Below are 24985 nucleotides of genomic sequence, written 5' to 3' on the forward strand. Positions count from 1 at the left end.
GACCAGAGATCAACCAGACCAGAGATCAACCAGCCCCGCAGCGCAACCACCGCTTCGGGGCTGTCTTTGTGTCGGCGTCTGCCGCGTTGATCACCCGTCGCGGCCCGGCTCGTCGGGAGAGTTGGAAAACAGCGCGATCTTATTGCCGTCAGGGTCGCGCAGATAGCCGACATAAAACCCGGCGCTATAGGCCGCGCGAAACCCCGGCTGGCCGTCATCAGATCCGCCCGCCGCAACCGCCGCCGCGTGCAGGTCGCGCACCTGCTGCTGATCGCGGGCCTGAAACGCCACCATCACGCCATTACCAGCCGAGGCGGCAGCGCCATCAAACGGCGGCTTCACATAGAAATCGGGCAGGGTCGGCAGCTCTCCCTCCGGCACTGGCAGGGCAAAGCTCAGCCCTTCCGGCCCCTCGCTGAGACCATAGCCAAGCACCGGCAGAAACGCAGTGTAAAAGGCCTTCGCCTTTGCCATATCATTGGCACCGATGGTGATATAGGCGATCATTGCTCTTCCCCTTCGCCTGACATTCAGAAGTTATCTTCGACCCGGAACCCGTCGGGGATATCGTCGTTTCCGTCCAGAACCAGATCTGCCATTGTCCCGGCGACCTTTGGCGCCATGCCAAAGCCGATCTTGAAGCCGCCATTGGCAATGAAATGACCATTCCTGCCGGGCCAGCCGCCCAGCATCGGCGCGCGTGAGCGGGCGCGGGGCCGCACCCCGGCCCAGCGTTCGATCACCTCGGCACCATGCAGCACCGGCAAGGCGGCGCAGGCGCGCGCGATCACATCGTCAAGCTGGCTGTCGGTGCTGGTCGGGTCGTCAAACTCACGTTCGCTGGTGGAGCCAATCGCGAGGGTGCCATCGGCATGGGGAATGATGTGCAGCCCGTCGGCATATAGCTGCGGCACATTCCCCTCGGCAAAGCGCAACAGCGCCGCCTGACCCTTGACCCCATTGCCCAGCGTCTTGCCCTCGGCCGGGCCGCCGGGGCCTGCCAGCCTGTCGTTCAGCTCCAGCAGTCCTGCATAGCCCTTGGCATGGATCACCTGCCCCTGATCGGCGCCCTCTGCCTGCACCTCGATCCCCATGACGGACAACCCTGCCACCAGCGCGGCACAGGCGCGGCGCGGGTGCATCCGGGCGCTCAGCGTATCGTGGATGACATATCCGCTGGCGCTGGGCGGCACCCATGGCCCTGCGTCGGCGGCGGCGATGACGGACCAGTCCGCCAGTCCCTGCCACAGCGACCGGGCGCTTTCTGCGCGGTCATGGGCCAGATCCAATGTCCGCTGATCATTGATCGGTTGCAGCCGCCCGGTGCGCCCATAGCCGGGAGACACCCCGCCGGTTGCCTCAACCTCGGCCCAGAAGGCGTCGGCCATCAGCAGGCTTTCCAGCTGATATTGTTTCTTTGGGTTCCAGTTCTCCGGCACATGCGGCGCCAGCGCGCCGACCAGACCGCCGCTGGAGCCTGACCCGGCGCCAAAGGGATCAATGATCTGGACCTTGGCGCCGCGCCGTGCGCAGGCCCAGGCAATCGACAGGCCAAAGATCCCGGCCCCGCGTATGGTGATATCCGCCATTGCCATTTCTGCACCCTTTCGCCAGTGTCGCGTCGTTCACCACATCACTTAGGGGATTATAGCATGGCAGACCAGCAGGCCCGGCTCAGCTGGCGGGATGGCAGCATTCCGGTGTCGGATCAGTTCGACGATCCCTATTTCTCCATCCATGATGGGCTGGCCGAGACGGAGCATGTGTTTCTGGGCGGCAATGATCTTTCTGATCGCTTTGCCGCTGCGGCGGAGGCGGGCGCGGATTTCCATATTGCCGAACTCGGCTTTGGCACCGGTCTGAACCTGCTGGCCGCCTGGCGGGCCTGGGAGACGGCGCAGGCTGAACATGACACCGCAGCGGTGCTGCATTTCACCAGTTTCGAGGCATTCCCCATGGCCACGGACGATATGGCCCGTGCGCTTCAGGCCTTTCCCGAGGTGGCGCCCTGGGCCGAACGGTTCCTTGCGGTCTGGGGCGGGGCGGGCGTCTGCGATCTCGGCAACCTGCGTGTCACTGTCCTCACCGGCGACGCCCGCGTGTCGCTGCCGGAGTGGACAGGCAAGGCGGATGCCTGGTTCTTGGACGGGTTCTCCCCGGCAAAGAACCCGGAGCTGTGGCAGGACGACCTGATGAAAGAGGTTGCCCGTCACACGGCGGCAGGCGGCACGGCGGCGACCTACACGGCGGCGGGATTTGTCCGCCGCGGGCTGGAGGCTGCCGGATTTGACGTAACACGCACGCCCGGTTTCGGGCGCAAGCGGCATATGACAAAGGCAATATTGCGATGACCATGCGCCCCGACGCCAAGATGCTGGAGCCTCATCCGCCCCGGATCATCCAGCAGAACAACGTCACCGCGGGCGTGCTTCTGATGATTGCGGCAACCATAGTGTTTGCCTTGCAGGATGGCATCTCGCGGCATCTGGCGGGGCAGTACAACACCTTCATGGTGATCATGGTGCGTTACTGGTTCTTTGCGCTGTTTGTGATTGCACTTGCGGCGCGCGCACCGGGAGGTATTCGCGCCACGGCCCGCACCGATCAGCTGGGGTTGCAGGTCTTTCGCGGCGTGCTGCTGGTGGCGGAAATCTGCGTGGCTGTCTATGCCTTCACCGTGCTTGGGCTGGTCGAAAGCGTGGCGGTGTTTATCTGCTATCCGCTGCTGGTGGCGGCCCTGAGCGGGCCGGTGCTGGGCGAGAAGGTCGGCTGGCGGCGCTGGGCGGCGATCTCGGTGGGGCTGATTGGTGTGCTGATCATCTTGCAACCGGGCGTCGGTGTCTTTGATCCGCTGGCGATCATCCCGTTTGTTTCGGCGCTGATGTTTGCGCTTTATGGTCTGATCACCCGCTATGCAGCGCGGCGCGACAGCACGGCGACCAGTTTCTTCTGGACCGGGGTTGCGGGCATGGTGGCGATGACCCTTGTCGGCATCTGGTACTGGGAGCCGATGAGCCAGGGCGACTGGATGTGGATGGCCGTCCTGTGCCTCACGGGTGTGACCGGGCATTGGCTGCTGATCAAATGCTATGAGATGGCCGAGGCCAGCGCGGTGCAGCCCTTTGCCTATTTCCACCTGATCTGGGCCGCGGCACTTGGGGTGGTTGTCTTTGGCGAGGTGATCCGCACCAATGTCGCCATCGGTGCGTCCATTATCGTGGCGGCCGGCCTGTTCACCCTATGGCGCGAACGCGTCAAGAGTTGATCCGGCCAGTTCCTTGGAAAACGGCACCGGCAGCGGCGGTTTGCCAAGGCGCGCGCGATAGACCGGCAGGCTCTCGGTGACGCGCATCACGTAGTTGCGGGTCTCGTTGAAGGGGATGTGTTCGATCCAGTCGACAATCCCCGGCGTGCCGTCGCGCGGGTCGCCGTAGCGTTCCATCCAGGCCTTTGGGCGATGGGGGCCGGCGTTATAACCTGCCGCCATCATCACCACATTGCCTTTGAACTCGCCCGCCAGATCGGCCAGATAATTGCTCCCCAGAAGCGCGTTATAGGACCAGTCGGAGATCAGCCGCCCGGTGGTGTGATCGGCCAGAAGACCCATGTTCGAGGCCACCAGCTTGGCGGTGGCGGGCATCACCTGCATCAATCCGCGCGCGCCGGCATGGCTGATCACGATGGGGTCGAATTCGCTCTCGCGGCGGGCAATGGCAAGGGTCATCTCCCGCGCCATTGGCAGATCTTTCTCGGCCACGGGATGCAGCGGAAAATAGGCCGCTTCCAGCTCTTCGCCGGTCTGCGCGGCGCGTTTGGCGATCATCACTGCCAGATGCGGTTCGTTCATGGCCACCGCCATCTCGCCCAGCTGCCGCGCCTCGACCGGGCCCAGCCCCTCAACCAGATGGGTGAGGAAGCGTTCCGCCAGGGCCAGATCGCCAGCCTGCAACAGCAGCAGGCCGGCCTCTGCGACGGTGGAGTTCAAAAAGCTGGCCGCGCGCCAGTCGGGCAGCTGCGGCGGGGTGATCAGATCGGGATCAAAAGGGCGGCCCAGAACCTCTGCCGCCAGCAACCCGTAGAAAGACGTCTGATAATCTGCCGCCTTGGCATAGGCGGCATGGGCTTTTTCGATATCGCCGTGGGCACCATAGGCCTGACCCAGCCAATAGCCGCCGCGTCCGATTGAGATCGGGCTTTCGACCGAAGCGAGGAAGCGTTCGAAGTGATAGGCGGCCAGCTCGGGGTCGTTGAGCTTGCGCAGGGCGATATAGCCGGCCAGCCATTCGCAGTCGGAATAGCCATAGCCTGCATCCGCCGTGGCAAAGTGATGGGCGGCCAGCTGATAGGCGCGTTCGTGGTTGCCGTCGCGCATGTCCTGCCGCGCCAGATCCCGGCGGCGGCGCAGCCATTTTTCGGGCTGCCCCAGTTTCTTGGCCGAGGTGCTGCGGTCCATCATCAGGCTGATGGCATCCTCCTGCCGCCGCTTGCGGTCGCGCCAGGCAAAGCGGTCATAGGCGAGACCCGCGTCATCCTTCAGCGCGTCGGGGACGGCGGCGATTTTGCCGTCAACGCCCGGCTCGGCGTCTTGCAGGGCGAGGCGCGCCTCCGCCAGCCTGCGCTGATCGGCGCTGACCAGGGACAGCATCTGCCGCGCGCTGACCTTGTGATTGTCCCACAACATCTGGTCGAGCCGGGCCGCGTGATGCGCTGAGAGCAGCTTGGCGTGGTCTTTCAGATAGTCGTCCTGGATCACCGACCCCATCGGCATTGTACGCCAGGCCAGCACCAGCTCGGCCTCGCCTTCGCCCTTTTGCCCGGCCCCGATCAGCGCACGCCCATAGCTCAGCGCGCCCTCGGCGGTCTGCGGGCGATGGTCGCGGTAAAAGGCCAGAATGGTGTCGCGGCTGGCCTCGGCGATCTGCGGCTCGTGCTTGCGCCGCAGAAGGTCCAGCCCCGGCCAGTCGGCACGCCGCGCCAGAAAGGCCACAACATCGGAGACCGACCCCATGCCCTCCCGCAGGCGGTGCCATTCGATGACGTCGCGGGCCACGGTGGTTTCGCGCCCGGCACTGCGCCCCGCCTCGCTCCATTTTTCCGAGCGCATCAGCTCCAGCGCGCGACCAAGGTCGACCGCCATGGCAGGTTGGCCGCTCAGGCTGGCGGAAATGAGGGCAATGAGGGCCAGAATGCGTGTCATCTCTTGCATTTTCCAACGTTCCGGGGATAGAGCCAATGACGATAATCCGTGACCTGCCGGTATCAACTCAAATCCCCGGCATGTCCATCACCCAAGGCGGCGCAATCGCGCCTGCACGAACAGCAAAGGGAGCGTGCCCATGTTCAAAGGCTCTATGCCAGCCCTCGTCACCCCGTTTTCCAACGGCGAGCTGGATCTGGATACGCTCAAACGCTTGGTCGAATGGCACATTGACCAGGGTTCCACGGCGCTGGTCCCGGTCGGGACCACCGGTGAAAGCCCGACGCTGACCCATGAAGAGCATGAAACCGTGATTGCCGAGGTGGTGAAAACCGCTGCTGGCCGGGTGCCGGTGATTGCCGGTGCGGGCTCCAACAACACGGTTGAGGGCAAGCGGTTTGTGCAGTTTGCAGCCGAGGTCGGTGCCGATGCCGCGCTGGTGGTGACGCCGTACTACAACAGGCCGACTCAGCGCGGGTTGATTGCGCATTTCACCGAGCTGCATGACTGCGCCGATATTCCGATCGTGATCTACAATATCCCCGGTCGCTCGGTTGTCGATATGACCCCCGCCACCATGGGCGAACTGGCCAAGCTGGAGCGCATCATCGGCGTGAAGGATGCAACCGGCGATATCGCCCGTGTGTCGCAGCAGCGCGCCTCCTGTGGTGCGGATTTTGTGCAGCTGTCCGGCGAGGATGCCTCGGCGCTGGGGTTCAACGCCCATGGCGGCGTCGGCTGCATCTCGGTGACGGCCAATGTGGCGCCGAAGCTCTGCGCGGAATTCCAGGCGGCGACGCTGGCGGGTGATTACGCATTGGCGCTGGAGTATCAGGACAAACTGATGCCGCTGCATGAGGCGATTTTCATTGAGCCGGGTTTGGTCGGGGCGAAATACGGCCTGTCGAAACTGGGTCTGTGCAGCGAGGAGATCCGCCTGCCGCTGACCGGTCTGACCGACAGCACCAAGGCCGCGATTGATGCCGCGATGGTACACGCGGGCCTGCTGTAAGCGTAGAACACCGACCATAGACATGGTTCTTCGGACCGGGACGCTGCTGCGTTCCGGTCTGTTTCGTTTGGGCTGTCTTCTGTCTCTAACTGGCGGTTCAGGGTCACATCCCCAGCGCCAGATCCGTCGAGAATAAAAAGGCGGCGCCGCCCCGAGGAAGGATCCCGGGAAAGGCTGGAAGCTGCGGGGCGCGTCACTGCCCCGGTGCCAAACTGTTTTGCACGGACCCCGGCGGCATCACTGCCAACAGGGTCGGTTTCCATGGTGTCCGGGGTCGTAAATCCCGGAGCAGATCGCGATCCCCAGCAGGTTAGCCAATCGGCGTGCAGGCCCCGTAAACGCTGCGCGCGCCGCCGGGCAACGGGGGGCTGCCCATCACGGCAGAGCCGCCGCCAGATGCCGGGTCTTGTCCGGGTTGCGGGTGACATAGATGCGGGCAATCCGGCCGTCGCGGATATCCAGAGAGGTGGCTTGCAGGATGCCGTCCTCGGCTCGGGTCAGCATCGCAGGCAACCCGTTCAGCTGGCACAACCGCCATTGTTCGGGGGCTGTCTGATTGCTCTTGCGGGCAAGCCCCGCCAGCAGCCGCAGCACCTTGTCGCGCCCGTAGATCGGGTTGAGCGCCGCAGTCGCCTTGCCACCGCCATCGGAAATAAGCTGCACATCTTCGGTCAGCAGCCGGGTCAGGGCGGCGGTGTCACCGGTCTTTGAGGCGCGAAAGAACGCCTCGGTCAGCGCGCGCCCCTCATCCGGGTTGCCGGGGCGCTGGGGGCGCAGCGCCTGCACCTTGCGGCGGGCGCGGGTGGCGAGCTGGCGGCAGGCCTCGGGCGAGCGGTTCAGGGCGGCGGCCACATCCCCGTAAGAGCTGTCGAAGATATCATGCAGCAGAAAGGCCGCGCGTTCGAGCGGCGACAGCGCGTCCAGCGCCAGGAGCAGCGCAACCGAGACGTCATGGTCCAGCTGCTCTGTGGCGTCATCGGTGAGCACCGGTTCCGGCAGCCATTCACCGGGGTAGGTCTCGCGCCGTTTGCGGGCCGATTTCAGTTGATCAAGGCACAGCCGCGTGGTGATCCGCATCAGATAGCCGGTGGTATCCAGAATCTCGCCCTGGGGTGCGGATTGCCAGCGCAGATAGGCATCCTGCAAGACGTCCTCGGCGTCCGTCACACTGCCCAGCATCCTATAGGCGGCCGCAAACAATCGCGGCCGCGCTGTCAGGAACGCATCGGTTCCTGTGTCTTTCATCTGTGCTGTCACGCGGCGTTGGCCCCTGTGGTCTGGTCCTCGCTCACAGGGTGGGCGCTGCGAAAGCCGATTGCAATGCGGTTCCAGCTGTTGATGGCGCCAATCAGCAGGGTCAGCAGCACCTGTTCGCGCGGCTCAAACAGGTCTGCCATGGCGTCATAATCGGCATCCGGTGCGGCGGTGGCCTCCACCCGCGTTAGTGCCTCGCACCACGCCAGGGCGGCGCGTTCGCGGGGCGTGTAGAGCGGCGATTCACGCCAGGCGTTCAGCAGATGCATCCGATCCTCGCTCTCGCCGTGGGCGCGCATCTCATGGGTGTGCATGTGGATGCAGAAGGCGCAGCCGTTGATCTGCGAGGCGCGCAGCTTTACCAGCTCCACAACGCTGAATTCCAATGTGCTGTTCTTGAACAGATTCTCCTGCTCCAGCATCGGTTTGAAGAGATCACCGGCGACGGAGAAATAATCGAGACGTTGGGTCATGGGTTTGGTCCTTTCTGATGGGTTCAGAAACAGGACGAGGCAGCGGGCGGGTTTGTGACATGACCGGCGCGATTTTTTTGAAAAAGGATGCGCATTCAATGAAAAAGGGCGCCGCTGGGGCGCCCTGATCGTGGTCTTTGGTGGTGATCAGCGTTTGCCGTAATAAAGCCCGACCACATGTTCGGCCTGGGCAAAGAACAGCCAGCGCGACACGGCAATACCGGCGATATGCAGCAGCACGGCGACGCCTGCGAGCAGGTGTTTGAGCATCAGACCCTCAACTGGCAGGATCAGGCAGATCAAGGGCAGCGCAAAGCCAAGGGCAAAGGCAATGACCCGCAGTTTCTGCGCGTGTTTGCGCCCGACAACATGCACGAATTCGCGCAGCAGATAATTGGAGCCGGTATGGGGCGGCTCAAACGCGCGCACGGTGCCGCGATCGCCAAGGCCGGTGGCGGTGCCCATATTGGTGCCAGAGGTGGCAAAGGCCTGATCGCCCTTGGCCCAATAGGCCAGCTGCACCGAGCCCGCGATGGCCAGAAGCCAGGGCGCCAGCGCCTCGGCCCCAGCCAGCAGCGACCCGCCCGCAAGGCTGAAGGACAGGAACATCACCGGCGTCAGGGACATGTTCCAGCGCGGGATGGTCTTCAGCTGGGTGTAGATCATCGAGGTGGTAAAGACCGTTGCCAGCGACAGCGCCGCACCGAGCCAGCCAAGCGCCCACCAATGGGTGTCCAGAAACACCGCGCCAAAGGCAAAAAGCCCCATCACGATGAGGGCTGCAACCGCGCAGATGCCCTCACGGCTGAGCCAGCTGGTTTTCCACTGGGTGAAGGCGCGCCAGGCCCGTTCCGGTCGGCCGAGGTGAAACGTCGAAGCCAGTAGCCCGCCCACCGCAAAGCCAAAGGCGATGGCATAGAACACAAAGGCAACCCAGCCGGTGACCTCGGGCTTGCCGAGGCCAAGGAAGGCCAGAAGGCCAAAGCCCAGACCGGAGAGGGTGGTGAAGATGATAACGGATGGTGCCGGATGCATCAGCTTGCCCCCCCTGAAGTCTGTCCCGGAAGCTTATCAAGCGCCTTGTCCAGCCAGCCAAGGAAGCCTTTGGGATCTTCGGCGACGGGGGCCAGCAGCGGGGCGAGGATGTCGATCTGGTCCTCGATCTGGTCCTTGGGGCGGGGCGGCAGGTATTTGTTAACCGGTTTGGTGCCCATTTCCGGCATCAGATCCATGCCGCCGCGCGCGGCTACCAGTTTGGAGACATCGCTGTCGGGATCCCCCAGATCGCCAAAATGGCGCGCGCCTGCCGGGCAGGTCCGCACGCAGGAGGGCACACGGTCCACCTCCGGCAGGTTCTCATTGTAGATCCGGTCGACGCAGAGGGTGCATTTCTTCATCACCCCTTCGGCCAGATCCAGCTCGCGCGCGCCATAGGGGCAGGACCAGGCACATAGGCCACAGCCGATGCAATTGTCCTCGTTCACCAGCACGATACCGTCTTCCACCCGCTTGTAGCTGGCGCCGGTGGGGCAGACGGTGACGCAGGGAGCGTCTTCACAGTGCAGGCAGGATTTCGGGAAATGCACCAGCTGGGCTGCTGGGTTGGGCTGGCTGGCACAGGGGGAGGGCTGCACCTCATAGGAATGCACACGGTTAAGGAAGGTGCCGGAGGGATCAGCGCCATAGGCGTTCTGATCGCTGAGCGGCGCGCCATAGTTTTCGGTGTTCCAGCCCTTGCAGGAGATCACACAGGCATGGCAGCCGACGCAGGTATCAAGGTCAATGACCAGACCCATCTTGCGGTCGGTCCTGGTGGGAAGCTCGGTCATTGCATACCCTCAGTACAAGTTGCGGAACCAAGAAGACGGGTATTTTCTTGGCAATTTTCTTCGAAGAAAATTGGGTCGATCATTTGCCCACCTTCCATGTGAGGTCTTTGGGGCCGGTGCCCACCGGCGAGGCCTGCGCCGGGATGGCGGGTTGGCTTTCGCTCAGATCTTCCGGCGCGGCGGCTTTCTCGATCTTCACCTTGAGGTCGAACCATGCGGCCTGACCGGTGATCGGGTCGGAGTTGGCCCAGCGGAGGCCGTCGCCCTTGGGCGGCAGCAATTCGTGAATCAGATGGTTCAGCAGGAAGCCCTTGGTGGCTTCGGGGGCGTTTTCCTCCAGCGCCCAGGCGCCCTTGCGCTTGCCGATGGCGTTCCAGGTCCAGACGGTGTTTTCATTGAGCGCGGCCATCTCCATCACCGGAACGGTGATTTCGCCATGGGGGGAGGTGACCTTGGCCCAGTCGCCATCGCTGAGATTGTTTTGCCGCATCAGTTTGGTCGGCACATAAAGCGGGTTGCGGCCGTGGATCTGGCGCAGCCAGGCGTTCTGCGTGCCCCAGGAGTGATACATCGCCATCGGGCGCTGGGTCAGGGCGTTGACGGTGAAGCCTTCGTTGCCCTGCTGATCGGTCTCGTACCAGATCGGCAGCGGGTCCATGGTCTGGCGAATGCGGTCGCGCAGATGGTCGGGCGGCTGACGTTCGCCGTGGCCTTCGGCGGCCAGCTGGAATTTGCGCAGCGGTTCGACATAGAGCTGGAACAGATAGGGCTGCGGGCTGTCGAACAGACCGAGGTTCACCGCCCAGTCCTGATAGGCCATGTTCCAGGGTTTGAAATAGCTGGCCTCTGCCGGGATATGTTCGACAAAGAAACCGCCGTTTTCGATGTATTTGTTCAGCTGTTCGGGGTTCACCTCGCCCCGGCCAACCTTGTCGCCATTTTCACCGCGAAAGCCAGCCAGCGGACCGATGCCGGGTTTGCGTTCGTGGTTCACGATATAATCGGCATAGTCCTGCCATTTGGCGGTGCCATCCTCATGGGTGAAGCCGGGCAGTTTCATCTTGTTGGCAAGCTGCACCAGCACGGTCTGGAAACCCCGCACATCGCGGTCGGGTTCGACCACAGGCCAGCGGATCGCATCGGCTGCGCCATCGGCTTCGCAGATCGGGCGGTCCAGCAGGGAAATACAGTCGTGGCGCTCCAGATAGGTGGTGTCGGGCAAGATCAGATCGGCATAGGCCACCATCTCCGACGAATAGGCGTCCGAATAGATGATCCGGGGGATCACATAGTCGCCGTTGTCGTCGGTATCGGTCAGCATCTCCATCACGCCGCGCGTGTTCATCGAGGAGTTCCACGACATATTCGCCATATACATGAACAGCGTGTCGATCTTGTAGGGATCGCCGGCATGGGCGTTGGAGATCACCATATGCATCAGCCCGTGGCTGGACATTGGGTTTTCCCAGGTAAAGGCCTTGTCGATGCGCGCCGGGCTGCCGTCGGTTTTCAGCGCCAGATGTTCCGGCCCATGGACAAAGCCCAGATGCGGGCCATCCAGCGGTTTGTTCGGCGTGACGCGGCAATGGGGGGCGGGATGCGCCTCTACCGGTTTGGGGTAGGGTGGTTTGAAACGGAAGCCGCCGGGGGCCTCGACCGTGCCCAGAAGGATCTGCAACACATGCAGGGCGCGGCAGGTCTGGAACCCGTTGGCATGGGCCGAGACACCGCGCATGGAGTGCATGGCAACCGGGCGGCCCTTCATGGTTTTATGGGTTTCGCCGCGGAAATCGGTCCATTCCTGATCCAGCTCGAACGCCTCGTCAAAGGCGACGCGGGCCAGTTCGGCGGCGATGGCACGGATGCGTTTGGCGGGGATGCCGCAGCGCTCAGCCACCGCTTCGGGGGCGTAATCGTCGCTGAGATAGCGCTGGGCCATCAGCTGGAACACCGACACATGGGTGATGCCATCGAGTTCGAACGAGCCGCCCAGATCGGGGCGCACGCCGCGCATGTCAAAGGGCGCCAGCTTGCCGGTGGTGCGATTGATCACCAGCGGCGCGCCGTGATCGTCGCGCAGGAACAGGCCATAGTCGGGGCTGGCGGGATCCTGATTGACCAGCACCGGCGCATTGGTGAACTGGCCGAGGTAGTCGAGGTCGATCTTGCCGGCCTTCATCAGCACATGCACCAGCGACAGGATGAACAGCCCGTCGGTGCCCGGCGTGATGCCGACCCAATCGTCGGCCACGGCATTATAGCCGGAGCGGATCGGGTTTACCCCGATGACCCGCGCGCCGCGCGCCTTGATCTTGCCGATGCCCATCTTGATGGGGTTGCTGTCGTGATCCTCGGCGACGCCGAACAGCAGGAACAGCTTGGTATGGTCCCAGTCGGGCTGGCCGAATTCCCAGAACGCGCCGCCCATGGTGTAGATGCCGGCGGTGGCCATATTGACCGAGCAGAAACCGCCATGGGCTGCATAGTTGCAGGTGCCGAAGTTCTGCGCCCAGAAGCTGGTGAAGCTCTGGGACTGGTCGCGACCGGTGAAAAACGCCAGCTTTTCGGGGTTATCCTCGCGGATCGGTTCCAGCCAGCCCGCAGCGATGTCCAGCGCCTCGTCCCAGGAGATTTCCTCGAACTTGCCGGAGCCGCGCGGGCCGACGCGTTTCATCGGCGCACGCAGACGCGAGGGCGCGTTGTGCTGCATGATGCCGGCGGAGCCTTTGGCGCAGAGCACGCCCTTGTTCACCGGGTGATCGCGGTTGCCTTCGATATAGGCGACTTTCTTCTGGCCGTCCTCGCCGGTTTTCATGTGGACGTTGATGCCGCAGCGGCAGGCGCACATGTAGCAGGTGGTCTGGCGGATCTCGTCCGACACGGGCGGCGAGGTGTCTAGCTGGGGCTGGGTATGTGCCATGGTGTCCCTGTTTGATGATGCGCCGGGCCTGCATGGGCCGGGCGGCGTTATGTGATATGGCGCGGAGTGTCGCGGATCAGCGCGTATTTATCGGAATATAGGCGCGGGGTTCCGGCCCGTTGTAAAGGGTCAGCGGGCGGATCAGGATATTGCCGCGCTGCTGTTCGATGCACTGGATGATCCAGCCGGGCATCCGCCCGATGGCAAAGATCGGCACGTAGAGATCCATCGCGATACCATGCAATTGGTAGATCACGCCGGAGTAGAAATCGACATTCACGTTGAGACCATGGCGCGCGTAGGGTTGCATCGCCTCGACCACGGCTTGCAGGATTTCATACCATTCCGGCGCGCCCATTTCCGCACCCAGCTGGCGCACGCCGTCGCGCATGTGCCGCGCGCGGGGGTCTTCCTTGCGGTAGACGCGGTGGCCAAATCCGGTGACGGCCTCCTTGGCGGCGCGTTTGGCCTTCACGTAGGCGGCGGCTTTGTCGGGGGTGCCGATCTCATGCACCATCTTCATCACGTCTTCGGCAGCGCCGCCATGGGCCGGACCTGCAAGGGTGGAGAGCGCGGTGACAATGCCGCCGTGCAGATTGGTTTCGGTCCCGATGGTGACGCGCGCGGCAAAGCTGGAGGCATTGGCGCCATGTTCGGCGTGCAGGATGAAATCCACATCCGCCAGTCGGGTGGCCTCGGTTGTGGGTTTTTCCCCCTTCAGCATCCACAGCCAGTTGCCCGCATGGCTGAGATCCATGTCGGGCGCGACCACTTCGCGGTCATTTCGGATCGCGTCATGGGCGGCGATGATGATTGGCACCTGCGAAATCAGCCGGATCCCGTTGGCAACGAAGGCGTCTTCGCCCACCTGCTGGCTGTCTGGTTCGAGCGCGGCGAGGGCGGAGACGGCAGTGCGCAGCACGTCCATCGGATGGCCATCCTTGGTGGCGCGGATGATATCGAGCACCGCCGGCGGCAGCACCCGCGCGGATTTCAACGCGGCGTCAAAACCGGCCAGTTCCTCGGTAGTGGGCAGCTCGCCGTGGATCAGCAGGTAGGAGACTTCTTCAAAGGTCGAGTGCGTCGCCAGATCGTGAATCGAATAGCCGCGATAGCTCAGCTCGCCCTTGGCGCCATCAATGTCGGAGACCCCGGAGCGTTCGAAGTAGATCCCCTTGAGGCCCCGGTTGATCTTGACGTCATCGCTCATTGCTGGCTCCTTTCCCCGCAAGGGAGATAAAAATGACTGTACTTGAAAAGGCATATGCGCAGGCCCGCAACCGCAAGGCGCGGGTGGTGTTCCCCGAAATGGAGGATCCGAGAGTGGCGGCCGCCGTCGACCAGCTGACCCGCGCGGGGCTGGTGGAGGCGGTGCCTTTGGCGCCGCTGTCTGACGCGCATGTGGAGGTGCTGGTGGCCGCGCGCGGCATGAAAGAGGGGATTGCCAAGCGGATGCTCGCAAAACCCTTGTACCGCGCGGCCGCGATGGTTTCTGCGGGCGAAGCGGATGCGATGGTGGCGGGTGCGGATGTGCCCACGCGCCGGGTGATCGAAGCGGCGAGTATCGGCATCGGGCTGAATGCAGGGGTCAGCACCGCCTCGTCGTTTTTCCTGATGATCTTTCCCGATGGGCGCGAATTGGTGTTTGCCGACTGTGCCGTCAACGTGGCGCCGGATGCCGCGCAACTGGCTGATATTGCACGGGCTTCTGCGCGCTCTGCCGAGGCGCTCTTGGGGGCTGCGCGGGTTGCGATGCTGTCGTTTTCCACCGGCACCTCGGGCGATGGCGACAGTGTGGCGCTGGTGCGCGCGGCGGCAGAGGCCAGCGGGTTTGCAGGTCCGGTGCAGGCGGATGCGGCGCTCAATCCTGCGATTGCCGAGAAGAAGGGCATCGCCCCGGTTAAGGCCAATGTGCTGATCTTCCCGACGCTGGATGCGGGCAATATCGGATACAAACTCTGCCAGGAATTGGGCGGCGCGCAGGCGCTGGGGCCGTTCTTGCAGGGCTTTGCCAAGCCGGTCTGCGATCTGAGCCGGGGCGCCTCGGTCGAGGATATCGTGGCGGCGACTGTGCTGACGGTGGCGCAGATTTGATCCGGCGCGTGAGATGGCACGAGGGCGGGGGCGGCGATCATGGCGTCCCCATCAGGGTCTGGGCATCCATGGCGATCTGGCGCTCTTCCTCGGCCTCGACCACCCAGATCGCCACCTTGGAGCTGCCCGCATGCAGGCGCGATTTGCGGGCGTGGTTGGCATCGACATCCATCCGCGCGCCGATCCACTCCAGACCGCGCAGGATGCGGGCGCGCACACCCACCGCGTTTTCACCGATGCCGCCGGTGAAGGCGATGGCATCAAGCCCCTCCATTGCGGCAATCAGACTGCCTGCGTGGCGCAGGCTCCAATAGCAGAAATGTTCGATGGCAAAGGCGCTGTCAGCACTGGGGTCGAGCATCAGGTTGCGCATGTCGGATTTGCCACCTGACAGGCCGAGCAGGCCACTTTCGTTGTTGAGGATCGCCTTGGTGCGGTCGAGACCGTTGTCCTCGACCAGGCGCAGCACCGCATTGGCGTCGATCCCGCCTGACCGCGTGCCCATGGTGAGGCCATCCAGGGGCGAATAGCCCATGGTGGTGGCAACGGACTGGCCATTGCGGATCGCACAGAGCGACGCGCCATTGCCGAGGTGAAACGCCAGCAGGCGCGAGGGCAGGGCGGCGCCGGAAATCTCCGGCAGGCGCCGCACCAGCGAGGCGTAGGACAGACCGTGAAACCCGTAGCGGCGGATGCCCTTGGTCTCTTCCACGCGGGGGATCGCGTAGCGCGTTGCGACCTCGGGGTTGGTGGCGTGAAACGAGGTGTCAAAGCTGGCAAACTGCGGCAGATCGGGTGCGGTGGCGGCCATGGTGTCGATCGCGGCAAGGCTGTGGGGGTTATGCAGCGGGGCAAGCGGCGTGCAGTCGGCGATCTCGGCCCGGATATCGGGGGTGATCCGCACCGGCTTGGTCAGCTTGCGCCCGCCATGCACCACCCGGTGGCCCACGGCGGCCAGATCTGCGGGATCAATGCCATGGTCCGGCAGCGCTGCCAGAATGGCCGCCAGCGCCTCGGCATGGGTGGGGAACTGGCTGTCCCGGCTGTCGCCCGCGATGCGCAGGCGCGATTGCGGCGTGCCGATCCCCTCGGCCAGACCGGCGAGCCGCTGAGTGAGGTCGGCGTCGAAGATCGCGAATTTGATCGAGGAGGATCCTGCATTGAGGATCAGGATATCGGCGGCGGATCGGGGGCTCATAGCGCAACCTTCGCGATATTGAGGGCGGCCAGAGCCGCCAGCAGGGTGACGACATAGCGACGAAACAGATGCGGCGCGGCGAGCGCAAAGCCGCGTGAACCGACCCAGACGCCCGCGCCGAGGATCGGAAAGGCAAGGAGAACCCCCCAGAGCGTGTCCGGCCCGGTCAGCCCATGGGCGGACATCACCGGCAGGGCCATCAGGTCGATGCCGGTGAGAAACACGATCATAGTGGCGCGAAACACCGCAGGCGGGATCGGCTGCGCGGTCATGAAGGCGGCGGCGGGCAGACCGCCGACACCTGCGCTGTTGGCCATGCCGGAGGCCATGCCCACAGCGACATGACCGGTAGTGCCGATGGGCCGCGCGAGGCTCCAGCCGCTGAGCAGGAGCAGGCTGAGCGCAAAGATCAGCACCGAGATCACCAGCCGGGCCTGATCCGGGCCAAGGCGCGCCATCACGGCCACGGCGGGCAGGGTGGCAACGGCGGCACCTGCCAAGAGGGCCGCCGATCTGCGCCAGTCGATATGGGGGCGGATGCCGCGCGCCTGAAAGACGGTCATCGCAATCTCGCAGGCAAAGACCACAGGGATCAGCGGCAGCGGGTTGGTGATGAGAGCGGCAAGGATGATGAAGATCGCGGAAAAGCCAAAGCCGGAGTAACCGCGGATAAAGGCCGCCGCAAACAATGCGGCGGCCAGAAAGGCGCCCGCGCCCATTGAGAGATCAAAAGGCAGGGGCATTTGCGTCAGACCTGCTGTTCGCGCATGTCGGCCTTGTCGATGCCTGCCACGCGGACCGGCTTCTTCATGGCGTCACGGCGGAACGGTTCCCCCAGTTCCTGGTTGATCATGGCTTCGATCAGGGTGGTCTTGCCGTTTTTCTGGTCCTCGATGGCCTGCGCCAGCGCCGAGGTCAGCTCGTCCATGGTGCGGGCCACAACGCCGTTGAGACCACAGGCCTTGGCGATGCCTGCATAAGAGACCTGCTCGTCCAGCTCGGTGCCGACGAAGTTGTCGTCAAACCACAGGGTGGAGTTCCGTTTCTCCGCGCCCCACTGGTAGTTGCGGAACACGACATGGGTGATGGCGGGCCATTCCTCGCGGCCGATGGCGGTCAGCTCGGTCACGGCGATGCCGAATGCGCCGTCGCCGGAGAAGCCGACGACAGGGGTGTCCGGGCAGCCGATCTTGGCGCCGATGACAGCGGGCAGACCATAGCCGCAGGGGCCGAACAGGCCGGGGGCGAGGTATTTGCGGCCTTCGTCAAAGGAGGGGTAGGCGTTGCCGATGGCACAGTTGTTGCCGATGTCGGAGGAGATGATCGCCTCACGGGGGAGGGCCTGCTGGATGGCGCGCCATGCCATGCGCGGGCTCATCCAGTCGGGTTTGTCGTCGCGGGCGCGCTGGTTCCAGGTGGTGCCCGGATCGTCGTCCTCGTGGGTCATTTCAGTCAGCTGCTGCGCCCAGCGGGATTTGGTTTCCGCGATGCGGTTCCTGCGCTCGTCGCGGCCCGCGTCACCGGCGGTGTCGCTCAGCTGCGCCAGAATGCCATTGGCCACTTTGGCGGCATCGCCGATGATGCCGACGGAGACTTTCTTGGTCAGGCCGATGCGGTCGGGATTGATATCGACCTGAATGATCTTGGCATTGGCCGGCCAGTATTCCATGCCGTACCCCGGCAGGGTGGAGAACGGGTTCAGACGGGTGCCGAGGCAGAGGACGACGTCGGCGTCCTTGATCAGCTCCATGCCGGCCTTGGACCCGTTGTAGCCCAGCGGACCTGCAAACAGCGGGTGGTTGCCGGGGAAGGCATCGTTGTGCTGGTAGCCCACGCAGACCGGAGCATCCAGACGCTCGGCCAGTGCTTTCGACGCGGCGATGCCGCCCTTGGACAGGACAACACCGGCACCGTTCAGGATCACCGGGTTCTTGGCTTCGGAGAGCAGTTTGGCCGCATCGCTGACAGCGGTTTCGCCACCGGAGGGGCGTTCGAATTCGACGATGGCGGGCAGTTCGATGTCGATGACCTGGGTCCACATGTCGCGCGGGATGTTCAGCTGCGCAGGTGCTGAGGCGCGTTTGGCGTTCATGATCACACGGTTCAGCACTTCGGCCACGCGGGAGGGGTCGCGGACCTCTTCCTGATAGGCCACGCAGTCGGCGAACATGCGCATTTGTTCCATTTCCTGGAAACCGCCCTGACCGATGGTCTTGTTCGCGGCCTGCGGGGTGACCAGCAGCAGCGGGGTGTGGTTCCAGTAAGCGGTTTTGACGGCGGTTACGAAGTTGGTGATGCCGGGGCCGTTCTGGGCGATCATCATCGACATCTTGCCGGTGGCGCGGGTGTAGCCATCGGCCATCATCCCGCCGGAGCCTTCATGGGCGCAGTCCCAGAAAGTGATGCCGGCTTCGGGGAAGATGTCGGAAATCGGCATCATGGCCGAGCCGATGATGCCAAACGCATGTTGGATGCCGTGCATTTGCAGTGTTTTTACAAATGCTTCCTCGGTGGTCATTTTCATCGCGTGTTCTCCTGATGAGACGCCAATAGGGCCGGCACAGAGGCCGGGATGACTCTGGTGTATTCCGCCGCGCGAGGGGCGGTTAGGGCCAGTTCACGGGCTGGATTAAGACCAGTATTCCAGGGCGTGCCGAATGCTGCGCTGCGGCGGCAAACGGGGCGCAGGCACGGCGCGTCCCGAGCGCGTTCTGATCGCGGCCTGATGGCGCTTCAGGCACGCTTGGGGCAGGCACCGGGCACGCTTTGGGGGCCGGTCCGGGTGGGATTGCCTTGCAGGGCTAGCCTGCCTTTGCGCTGCAGGGGCGCAGGGCATCGGCCAGCAGCGCCAGACCCGGCTCGATCCGGCTGGACGGGATCGAGGAATAGCCCAGCCGGTAATAGTTCTGTTTGCGGTGTTCGGCGGCAAAGAAGGGCGCGCCGGGTTCGATCAGGACGCTTTTTTCAACCAGCGATCGGGCAACAACCGCAGTGTCCACGTGATCCTCGGCCCGCATCCAGAGGGAAGAGCCGCCGTAGACGCCGACCCCGGCGACGCTGAGCCCGTGATCGGTCACCGCCGTTTCGATCACGCAGCGGCGGTCATGCAGCACCTTGGCCATGCGGCGGATCTGGGCGTCGTAATGGCCGAGCGACAGGAAATAGGCCACGGTGCGCTGCACATGGCCGGGCGGGTGGCGCAGCACATTGGCGCGCAGCGCGCGGGCCTGACGGATAAATGGCTCGGAGCCGACCAGATAGCCAAGGCGCAGCCCCGGAAAGAGCGATTTGGAGAAGCTGCCGACATAGACCACCCGGCCATCGGCATCGAGCGACTTCAGCGCGGGGGAGGGCGCGCCGAGGAAGGACATTTCAAACTCATAATCGTCTTCGACAATCACCGCGTCGATCTCGCGGGCGCGTTCCAGCAGCTGCTTGCGCCGCGCCATCGGCATGGTGGCGGTTGTCGGGCTCTGGTGGCTGGGGGTGGTGAAGATGACATCGGTGTCATCGCGAATGGCATCCGGGGGCAGCCCGTCGTGATCCACCGGCAGGCAGTCGATCTGACAGCCGCGATAGACCAGCTGATCGCGCAAGGTGTAATAGGTCGGATCCTCAAGCGCGGCCTTGCGGCCCGGTCCCAGCAGCAGCTGGGTCACCAGCCAGAGCGCGTTCTGGGCGCCAAGGGTGATCAGGATCTCCTCGGGCCGGGCAGAGATGCCGCGCCGGGGCAGGGTATGGCGGGCGATATATTCCACCAGAAGCGGGTCGTCCTGATCGAAATAGTCGTTGGTCAGGGCCGCAAAATCCTTTTGCCCCAGCGCGCGCAGGGCACAGAGCCGCCAGTTGGCGTGGTCAAACAGCGTGGCATCGGCCTGCCCGTAGATGAAGGGATAGCGGTAGTCGCGCCAGTTCTGCGGTTTGCGGGGCGTATCGCCGCCGCAGTAGTTGCCGACGATGGTGGAGGCCCAGTCGACCGTATCGGCCGATTTCTGCGAGGGCGCATAGCTGGGCGGCACCGGGGCATTCTCGGAGACATAATAGCCCGACCGCCCTCTGGAGATCAGGTAATCATTGGCCAGCAGCTCTGTGTAGGCCAGCGTCACGGTGATGCGGCTGATGCCCAGATGCGCGGCGAGTTTGCGCGAGGACGGCAGTTTTTCCCCGACCCGCAGGCGGCCGGAGAGAATGCCCTCGGCAATCATTTCCTGGATCTGCGCCTGCAGGGTGCCTTGCGCGTCAGGGTTCAGAAAGAAGGTGTCGACAGAGATAGCCATGAATCACTGTAGGCTGGACATAAATGGGGTGCAATCTGGACTTACGTGTTTTTTGCACGCTTGCGGAGGAAAACCCAGCCGCCGCGTCTGGCCCGTGATGCCGCATCTTGCCCGTGATGATGGTGATGGTGAGAAAGCGGATCTTCCGTACTGGGCCGGGTTACCTGTCTGACAGATGTTGCAGGTGGGCGCGGATCGTGGGCCATTCGGCGGCGGTGATGGAATAGACGGCGGTGTCGCGCAGGGTGCCATTGGCCAGTATCATATGCGCCCGAAGGATCCCGTCGAGCTGTGCGCCGAGCCGTTCGATGGCGGCCCGGCTCTGGCGGTTGAGACGATGGGTGCGGAACTCCACCGCGATGGCCCCGAGCGTTTCAAACGCATGGGTGAGCAGCAGCCGTTTGCATTCGGTGTTGATCCCGCTGCGCTGCACCGATCTGCGATACCAGGTGGAGCCGATTTCCAGCCTGCGGTTGGCGGCGTCGATGTTCATATAGGTGGTCATGCCGACCGCGCGACCTGTCTGATCCAGCACGGCGAAGGGGGCCATTTTGCCGCTCTGTTGCAGGGCAAGGCGACGGCTGATTTCGGCTCCGATATCCTGCGGTGCGGGCACTGTCGTGTACCACAGCCGGTGCAGGTCACCGTCGGCGGCGGCTTCTGCCAGATCGCTGGCGTGATCGGGCAGAAGCGGGGTGAGGCTGACGGTCTTGCCCGTCAGCGGCAGGGGAGACGCCCACATGGTTGCGCACCTTTGATCTGAAACATCCGACCCAGAGATGCAGAAAAGGTGGCCCTGTGGTAAGGGCCACCTTTGGATTTTTCGATCAGGCCAGATTGGACCGGTCTGCCAGGCCTGACTTATCAGGCCTGATGGGGGGTGATCAGCCAAACACCTTGGTCAGGGCCACATCCACCGCGTCGGTGATCTTGTCCACATCTTCCGGCGTGACGATCAGCGCGGGGCTGAAGCACAGGGTGTTGTTCTTGCCCGGAATGGAGCGGTTGGTCACACCGATGATGACGTTCTGATTGCCACATTCAGCCACAACCGCCTGCGCCAGTTTCTCGTCCACCGGTTCCTTGGTCTCGCGATCCGCGACCAGTTCGGCGCCGAGGAACAGACCCTTGCCGCGGACATCGCCGATGACCTGATGTTTCTCCATCAACGCCTCAAGGTTGGCCTTCATCCGCGCGCCCATGGCGGTGCAATTGTCGAGCAGGTTCTCGTCCTCGATGATCTGCATATTGACCAGCGCGGCCGCCGGGCCGGCGGTGCAGCCGCCAAAGGTGGAGATATCGCGGAAGTAGTTCATCGGATCACTGGCGTCATCCTTGAACATGTTGAAGACCTCCTCGGTGGTGACAAGGCAGGCAATCGCGGCATAGCCGGAGGCCACACCTTTGGCCATGGTCACGAAATCAGGCTGGATGCCGTAGTGCTGATAGCCGAACCAGGTGCCGGTGCGGCCAACGCCACAGACCACTTCGTCGATGTGCAAGAGGATGTCGTACTGTTTGCAGATCTCCTGCACGCGCGGCCAGTAGCCTTCGGGCGCCTCAATGACGCCGCCGCCTGCGGTCACCGGTTCAAGGCAGAGCGCGCCGACGGTGTCGGGGCCTTCGCGCAGGATGACCTCTTCGATCAGGTTGGCGGCGGCAATGCCGAACTCCTTGCCGGAGAGATGCTCCAGACCCAGCTCGTGCTTGCGGTACTCCATGCAGTGGGGAACCTTCACGAAATCGGGCGCGAAGGGGCCGTATTGCATATTGCGCTCTTCCTGACCGCCTGCGGACATCGTCGCGAGGGTCGAGCCGTGGTAGTCGCGGTCGCGGTAGAGGATCTTGGTTTTCTTGCCGCCGTATTTCTTGTGCGCGATCTGGCGCACCATCTTGAAGGCTTTCTCATTCGCCTCGGAGCCGGAGTTGTTGTAATAAACCCGGCTCATCCCCGGCATTTTCGAGATCAGCTTCTCGGCGAACAGTGCACCGGGGATGGACCCTGCCGACTGGGCAAAATAGCAGAGTTTCATCAGCTGATCGTAGACCGCCTTGGCGATCTCCTCGCGGCCATAGCCGACGTTGACGGTCCAGACACCGCCGGAGACGGCATCGAGCCATTCCTTGCCGTTCTGGTCCCAGACCCGCATACCCTTGCCCTCGACGATGATGCGGGGGTCGTTTTCCTCAAACGGTTTGTGCTGGATCAGGTGATGCCAGACGTTGGCCTTGTCGGCAGCGATGACCCGGCTCAGGTCGTTTTCATTGAACGTGCCATCCATGACATGCCCTTTCCAAGTTGTTCGAAAATGCGATCCGCCACCGGTCGGCTGGCCAGACTCGCCCTGTCACTACGAAACGCTATAATTACGTTTTGCTCTAGGTCCAGTTGTCGGAGCAATTTAGCTCCAGACGCGGAGCTGGCGGATGAGTTCTGCAAAAAAACATATGTTCTGTAATTGCCGGATTGAGAACGTGTGTTGTTATGCGCCAGATCGGTGCAGGACACAGGCGGAGCGACGCGTTGACGACATATCATCTGATGGCGGCCCCCAATGGGGCACGGCGGCAGCAGGCGGATCATGCAGGGCTGCCACTGCGCACGGCGGAGATTGCTGCGACGGCGGCGGCCTGCCAGCGCGCCGGGGCGGATGCGCTGCATTTGCATGTGCGCGACCGGGACGGGGGGCATTCGCTGGATGCCGCGCGCTACCGGGAGGCGATGGCGGCGGTGGCCGAGGCCGCGCCGGGCATGGCGATCCAGATTACCACCGAGAGTGCCGGGATTTTTGACGTGGCCGATCAGCTGGCCTGTCTGGAGGCGCTGCGTCCGGCGGCGGCCTCTGTGTCTATCCGAGAGATGGCGCGGGATTGGCGATTGGCATCGCGGGCTTATGCGGTCTGTGCGGAGGCGGGGACCGAGGTGCAGCATATTCTATACGGTGCCGACTGCATTGCGGAGTTGCGCCGGGCCTATGAGCGCGGGGATGTTCCGGCGCAAATGCGGTCCGCGATTTTTGTGCTTGGCCAATACGCGCCGCCGTGTCTGGCCCATCCAGCGGAGCTGCGCCCGTTTCTGGCGGCAACTGCGGATCTGGATCTGGACTGGGGGCTCTGCGCTTTTGGCCATAGGGAACATGATTGCCTGCTGGCAGGGCTTGAGGCCGGGGGGCGGCTGCGGATCGGGTTTGAAAACAATACCCAGGCTGCGGACGGTTCGGAGTATCCTGACAACGCGGCCTCTGTCGCGGCTTTTGTCGAACGTGCCGGTGCGGCGGGGCATCTGCCCTGTGCGCGCTCTGTTTTCAATGATCAAGGAGCTCAGCCATGAGCCATGTTTTTCCGCGCCACACCAAGGCCAATCTGCCCACTGCCGTTGGGGGCGATGGCTGTTATCTGATTGATGCCAATGGCAAACGCTATTTCGATGGCTCCGGCGGCGCGGCGGTGTCCTGTCTGGGGCATTCCGATGCCGAGGTGATTGCAGCCGTGCAGGCGCAGGTGGGCCAGCTGGCCTTTGCCCATACCGGGTTCATGACCTCGGAACCGGCCGAGGCGCTGGCGGATCTGTTGATTTCACAGGCGCCGGGGGATCTGGACCGGGTCTATTTCGTCTCTGGCGGATCCGAGGCGACCGAGGCCGCGATCAAGCTGGCGCGGCAGTATCATCTGGAGCGCGGCGACAGCGCGCGGCGTCATGTGATCGCGCGCAGGCAGAGCTATCACGGCAATACGCTGGGGGCGCTGGCGGCCGGCGGCAATGAATGGCGACGCCAGCAGTTTGCGCCGCTGTTGATTGATATTTCGCATATCGCGCCCTGCTATGAATATGTCGATCGGGGCGACGGCGAGAGCAGCTATGACTATGGCCAGCGTGTCGCCAATGAGCTGGAGGCGGAGATCCTGCGGCTTGGGCCTGAGACGGTCATGGCCTTCATGGCGGAGCCTGTGGTGGGGGCGACATCCGGCGCGGTGCCTGCGGTTGAGGGCTATTTCAAGCGTATCCGCGAAATCTGCGACCAATATGGCGTGTTGCTCATTCTGGATGAGGTGATGTGCGGCATGGGGCGCACCGGGCATCTGTTTGCCTGCGAGGCGGATGGTGTTGCGCCCGATATCCTCTGTATCGCCAAGGGGCTGGGCGCTGGCTATCAGCCGATTGGCGCGATGCTGTGCAGCCGCCGGATCTATGACGCCATTGAAGGCGGCAGCGGGTTTTTCCAACATGGCCACACCTATATCGGGCACCCGGTGGCAACGGCGGCGGGGCTGGCAGTGGTGCGGGCGCTGCTGGATCGCGGGCTGGTGCAGCGCAGCGCCGAGATGGGCGAGACATTGCATGGCGCATTGGTCGAGGCCTTTGGCCAGCATCCTCATGTTGGCGATCTGCGCGGGCGCGGGTTGTTCCGCGGGATCGAGCTGGTGGCCGACCGGGAGAGCAAGACGCCCTTTGATCCCGGCCTAGGTATTGCGGGCAAGCTGAAGAAGGCCGCGTTCGAGGCCGGGCTGATCTGCTATCCGATGGCGGGCACGCGGGATGGGCGCAACGGCGATCATATCCTGCTCGCGCCGCCCTTCATCCTGACGCAGGATCAGATCGGCGAGATCACTGACAAGCTGAAGATTGCGCTGGCGCAGGTTCTGCCTGCTTCGGGCTCTGGAACCGGGTGAGATCGCGGGCGACTCGGTCGTTTGGCGATCACGTTGGTGGGCCGTAGCCGGATTGTGCAG

Annotated in this window: 21 protein-coding genes; 6 read left to right on the forward strand and 15 right to left on the reverse strand. The window is 63.7% G+C overall.

The window, feature by feature from the left end:
* Positions 1-90 precede the first annotated feature (90 nt).
* Both VWY60_RS16785 and VWY60_RS16790 read right to left on the reverse strand, forming a co-directional pair.
* Complete coding sequence (locus tag VWY60_RS16785; RefSeq protein ID WP_260101075.1) at positions 91-507, reverse strand: VOC family protein; 417 nt, start codon at positions 505-507, stop codon at positions 91-93.
* 23 nt (positions 508-530) lie between these two features.
* Positions 531-1595, reverse strand: a complete 1065-nt coding sequence (locus tag VWY60_RS16790) for an NAD(P)/FAD-dependent oxidoreductase (protein ID WP_416541207.1) — start codon at positions 1593-1595, stop codon at positions 531-533.
* Positions 1596-1652: 57 nt separating this feature from the next.
* On the opposite strand from VWY60_RS16790, the gene mnmD reads away from it, so the two are divergent.
* Positions 1653-2351, forward strand: coding sequence for a tRNA (5-methylaminomethyl-2-thiouridine)(34)-methyltransferase MnmD (mnmD, locus tag VWY60_RS16795; RefSeq protein ID WP_416541208.1), 699 nt, complete (start codon positions 1653-1655; stop codon positions 2349-2351).
* The gene (locus VWY60_RS16800) at positions 2348-3265 is read left to right on the forward strand and encodes a DMT family transporter (protein ID WP_260093550.1); all 918 of its coding nucleotides are present in this window, start codon (positions 2348-2350) and stop codon (positions 3263-3265) included. The genes mnmD and VWY60_RS16800 overlap by 4 nt, the downstream gene beginning before the upstream one ends.
* Here the strand turns inward: VWY60_RS16800 and VWY60_RS16805 are convergent.
* Complete coding sequence (locus VWY60_RS16805) at positions 3239-5197, reverse strand: lytic transglycosylase domain-containing protein (protein ID WP_416541209.1); 1959 nt, start codon at positions 5195-5197, stop codon at positions 3239-3241. The two genes, VWY60_RS16800 and VWY60_RS16805, sit on opposite strands and share 27 nt — an antisense overlap.
* 139 nt (positions 5198-5336) lie before the next feature.
* On the opposite strand from VWY60_RS16805, the gene dapA reads away from it, so the two are divergent.
* Positions 5337-6209 carry a 4-hydroxy-tetrahydrodipicolinate synthase gene (dapA, locus tag VWY60_RS16810; protein WP_340546818.1) on the forward strand — a complete coding sequence of 291 codons (873 nt, stop codon included), beginning with the start codon at positions 5337-5339 and terminating at the stop codon, positions 6207-6209.
* Positions 6210-6584: 375 nt separating this feature from the next.
* On the opposite strand, the gene sigJ is transcribed toward dapA, so the two are convergent.
* The 6 genes from sigJ to VWY60_RS16840 form a co-directional block, all read right to left on the reverse strand.
* Positions 6585-7454 (reverse strand): RNA polymerase sigma factor SigJ, encoded by an 870-nt coding sequence (gene sigJ / locus VWY60_RS16815; protein WP_416541210.1) that lies wholly within the window; start codon positions 7452-7454, stop codon positions 6585-6587.
* 8 nt (positions 7455-7462) lie between these two features.
* Positions 7463-7936, reverse strand: coding sequence for a carboxymuconolactone decarboxylase family protein (locus tag VWY60_RS16820; protein ID WP_014875774.1), 474 nt, complete (start codon positions 7934-7936; stop codon positions 7463-7465).
* Between the two features lie 147 nt (positions 7937-8083).
* Positions 8084-8971, reverse strand: a complete 888-nt coding sequence (locus VWY60_RS16825; RefSeq protein WP_416541211.1) for a dimethyl sulfoxide reductase anchor subunit family protein — start codon at positions 8969-8971, stop codon at positions 8084-8086.
* Positions 8971-9765 (reverse strand): 4Fe-4S dicluster domain-containing protein, encoded by a 795-nt coding sequence (locus VWY60_RS16830; RefSeq protein ID WP_416537393.1) that lies wholly within the window; start codon positions 9763-9765, stop codon positions 8971-8973. Before VWY60_RS16830 ends, VWY60_RS16825 begins: the two co-directional genes overlap by 1 nt.
* Positions 9766-9844: 79 nt before the next feature.
* Entirely contained in the window at positions 9845-12685 is a 2841-nt protein-coding gene (locus tag VWY60_RS16835; RefSeq protein ID WP_416541212.1) for a molybdopterin oxidoreductase family protein, read from the reverse strand.
* 76 nt (positions 12686-12761) lie between these two features.
* Positions 12762-13895 carry a citrate synthase gene (locus tag VWY60_RS16840; RefSeq protein ID WP_416541213.1) on the reverse strand — a complete coding sequence of 378 codons (1134 nt, stop codon included), beginning with the start codon at positions 13893-13895 and terminating at the stop codon, positions 12762-12764.
* Between the two features lie 32 nt (positions 13896-13927).
* On the opposite strand from VWY60_RS16840, the gene VWY60_RS16845 reads away from it, so the two are divergent.
* Positions 13928-14779 (forward strand): phosphate acyltransferase, encoded by an 852-nt coding sequence (locus tag VWY60_RS16845; RefSeq protein ID WP_416541214.1) that lies wholly within the window; start codon positions 13928-13930, stop codon positions 14777-14779.
* Positions 14780-14816: 37 nt separating this feature from the next.
* On the opposite strand, the gene VWY60_RS16850 is transcribed toward VWY60_RS16845, so the two are convergent.
* The 6 genes from VWY60_RS16850 to VWY60_RS16875 all read right to left on the reverse strand — a co-directional run bounded on the left by VWY60_RS16850 (position 14817) and on the right by VWY60_RS16875 (position 22536).
* Complete coding sequence (locus tag VWY60_RS16850) at positions 14817-15977, reverse strand: acetate/propionate family kinase (protein WP_416541215.1); 1161 nt, start codon at positions 15975-15977, stop codon at positions 14817-14819.
* On the reverse strand, positions 15974-16720 hold the full coding sequence (locus VWY60_RS16855; protein WP_416535248.1) for a TSUP family transporter: 747 nt from the start codon (positions 16718-16720) through the stop codon (positions 15974-15976). Before VWY60_RS16855 ends, VWY60_RS16850 begins: the two co-directional genes overlap by 4 nt.
* 5 nt (positions 16721-16725) lie before the next feature.
* Positions 16726-18501, reverse strand: coding sequence for a sulfoacetaldehyde acetyltransferase (xsc, locus tag VWY60_RS16860; protein WP_340546827.1), 1776 nt, complete (start codon positions 18499-18501; stop codon positions 16726-16728).
* A 277-nt stretch (positions 18502-18778) separates the two neighbouring features.
* Positions 18779-20254: a PLP-dependent aminotransferase family protein gene (locus VWY60_RS16865; RefSeq protein WP_416541216.1), complete on the reverse strand. Its 1476-nt coding sequence runs from the start codon at positions 20252-20254 to the stop codon at positions 18779-18781.
* 160 nt (positions 20255-20414) lie between these two features.
* Positions 20415-20996, reverse strand: a complete 582-nt coding sequence (locus VWY60_RS16870) for a GNAT family N-acetyltransferase (protein ID WP_416541217.1) — start codon at positions 20994-20996, stop codon at positions 20415-20417.
* 142 nt (positions 20997-21138) lie between these two features.
* Positions 21139-22536: an aspartate aminotransferase family protein gene (locus VWY60_RS16875; RefSeq protein WP_340546830.1), complete on the reverse strand. Its 1398-nt coding sequence runs from the start codon at positions 22534-22536 to the stop codon at positions 21139-21141.
* Positions 22537-22778: 242 nt separating this feature from the next.
* On the opposite strand from VWY60_RS16875, the gene VWY60_RS16880 reads away from it, so the two are divergent.
* Together VWY60_RS16880 and VWY60_RS16885 are read left to right on the forward strand one after the other, a co-directional pair.
* A complete protein-coding gene (locus tag VWY60_RS16880; protein ID WP_416541218.1) occupies positions 22779-23585 on the forward strand; it encodes a 3-keto-5-aminohexanoate cleavage protein in 807 nt (268 codons plus the stop codon).
* The gene (locus VWY60_RS16885) at positions 23582-24925 is read left to right on the forward strand and encodes an aspartate aminotransferase family protein (protein WP_416541219.1); all 1344 of its coding nucleotides are present in this window, start codon (positions 23582-23584) and stop codon (positions 24923-24925) included. The genes VWY60_RS16880 and VWY60_RS16885 overlap by 4 nt, the downstream gene beginning before the upstream one ends.
* Positions 24926-24985 lie beyond the last annotated feature (60 nt).

Source organism: Phaeobacter sp. JH20_26, from assembly GCF_048056275.1.
Taxonomy (GTDB): domain Bacteria; phylum Pseudomonadota; class Alphaproteobacteria; order Rhodobacterales; family Rhodobacteraceae; genus Phaeobacter; species Phaeobacter bryozoorum.

Coding starts and splice junctions, on each gene's coding strand:
- VWY60_RS16785 (WP_260101075.1), bottom strand. CDS start 507: ATGATCGCCTATATCACCATCGGTGCCAATGATATGGCAAAGGCGAAG.
- VWY60_RS16790 (WP_416541207.1), bottom strand. CDS start 1,595: ATGGCAATGGCGGATATCACCATACGCGGGGCCGGGATCTTTGGCCTG.
- mnmD (WP_416541208.1), top strand. CDS start 1,653: ATGGCAGACCAGCAGGCCCGGCTCAGCTGGCGGGATGGCAGCATTCCG.
- VWY60_RS16800 (WP_260093550.1), top strand. CDS start 2,348: ATGACCATGCGCCCCGACGCCAAGATGCTGGAGCCTCATCCGCCCCGG.
- VWY60_RS16805 (WP_416541209.1), bottom strand. CDS start 5,197: ATGACACGCATTCTGGCCCTCATTGCCCTCATTTCCGCCAGCCTGAGC.
- dapA (WP_340546818.1), top strand. CDS start 5,337: ATGTTCAAAGGCTCTATGCCAGCCCTCGTCACCCCGTTTTCCAACGGC.
- sigJ (WP_416541210.1), bottom strand. CDS start 7,454: ATGAAAGACACAGGAACCGATGCGTTCCTGACAGCGCGGCCGCGATTG.
- VWY60_RS16820 (WP_014875774.1), bottom strand. CDS start 7,936: ATGACCCAACGTCTCGATTATTTCTCCGTCGCCGGTGATCTCTTCAAA.
- VWY60_RS16825 (WP_416541211.1), bottom strand. CDS start 8,971: ATGCATCCGGCACCATCCGTTATCATCTTCACCACCCTCTCCGGTCTG.
- VWY60_RS16830 (WP_416537393.1), bottom strand. CDS start 9,765: ATGACCGAGCTTCCCACCAGGACCGACCGCAAGATGGGTCTGGTCATT.
- VWY60_RS16835 (WP_416541212.1), bottom strand. CDS start 12,685: ATGGCACATACCCAGCCCCAGCTAGACACCTCGCCGCCCGTGTCGGAC.
- VWY60_RS16840 (WP_416541213.1), bottom strand. CDS start 13,895: ATGAGCGATGACGTCAAGATCAACCGGGGCCTCAAGGGGATCTACTTC.
- VWY60_RS16845 (WP_416541214.1), top strand. CDS start 13,928: ATGACTGTACTTGAAAAGGCATATGCGCAGGCCCGCAACCGCAAGGCG.
- VWY60_RS16850 (WP_416541215.1), bottom strand. CDS start 15,977: ATGAGCCCCCGATCCGCCGCCGATATCCTGATCCTCAATGCAGGATCC.
- VWY60_RS16855 (WP_416535248.1), bottom strand. CDS start 16,720: ATGCCCCTGCCTTTTGATCTCTCAATGGGCGCGGGCGCCTTTCTGGCC.
- xsc (WP_340546827.1), bottom strand. CDS start 18,501: ATGAAAATGACCACCGAGGAAGCATTTGTAAAAACACTGCAAATGCAC.
- VWY60_RS16865 (WP_416541216.1), bottom strand. CDS start 20,254: ATGGCTATCTCTGTCGACACCTTCTTTCTGAACCCTGACGCGCAAGGC.
- VWY60_RS16870 (WP_416541217.1), bottom strand. CDS start 20,996: ATGTGGGCGTCTCCCCTGCCGCTGACGGGCAAGACCGTCAGCCTCACC.
- VWY60_RS16875 (WP_340546830.1), bottom strand. CDS start 22,536: ATGGATGGCACGTTCAATGAAAACGACCTGAGCCGGGTCATCGCTGCC.
- VWY60_RS16885 (WP_416541219.1), top strand. CDS start 23,582: ATGAGCCATGTTTTTCCGCGCCACACCAAGGCCAATCTGCCCACTGCC.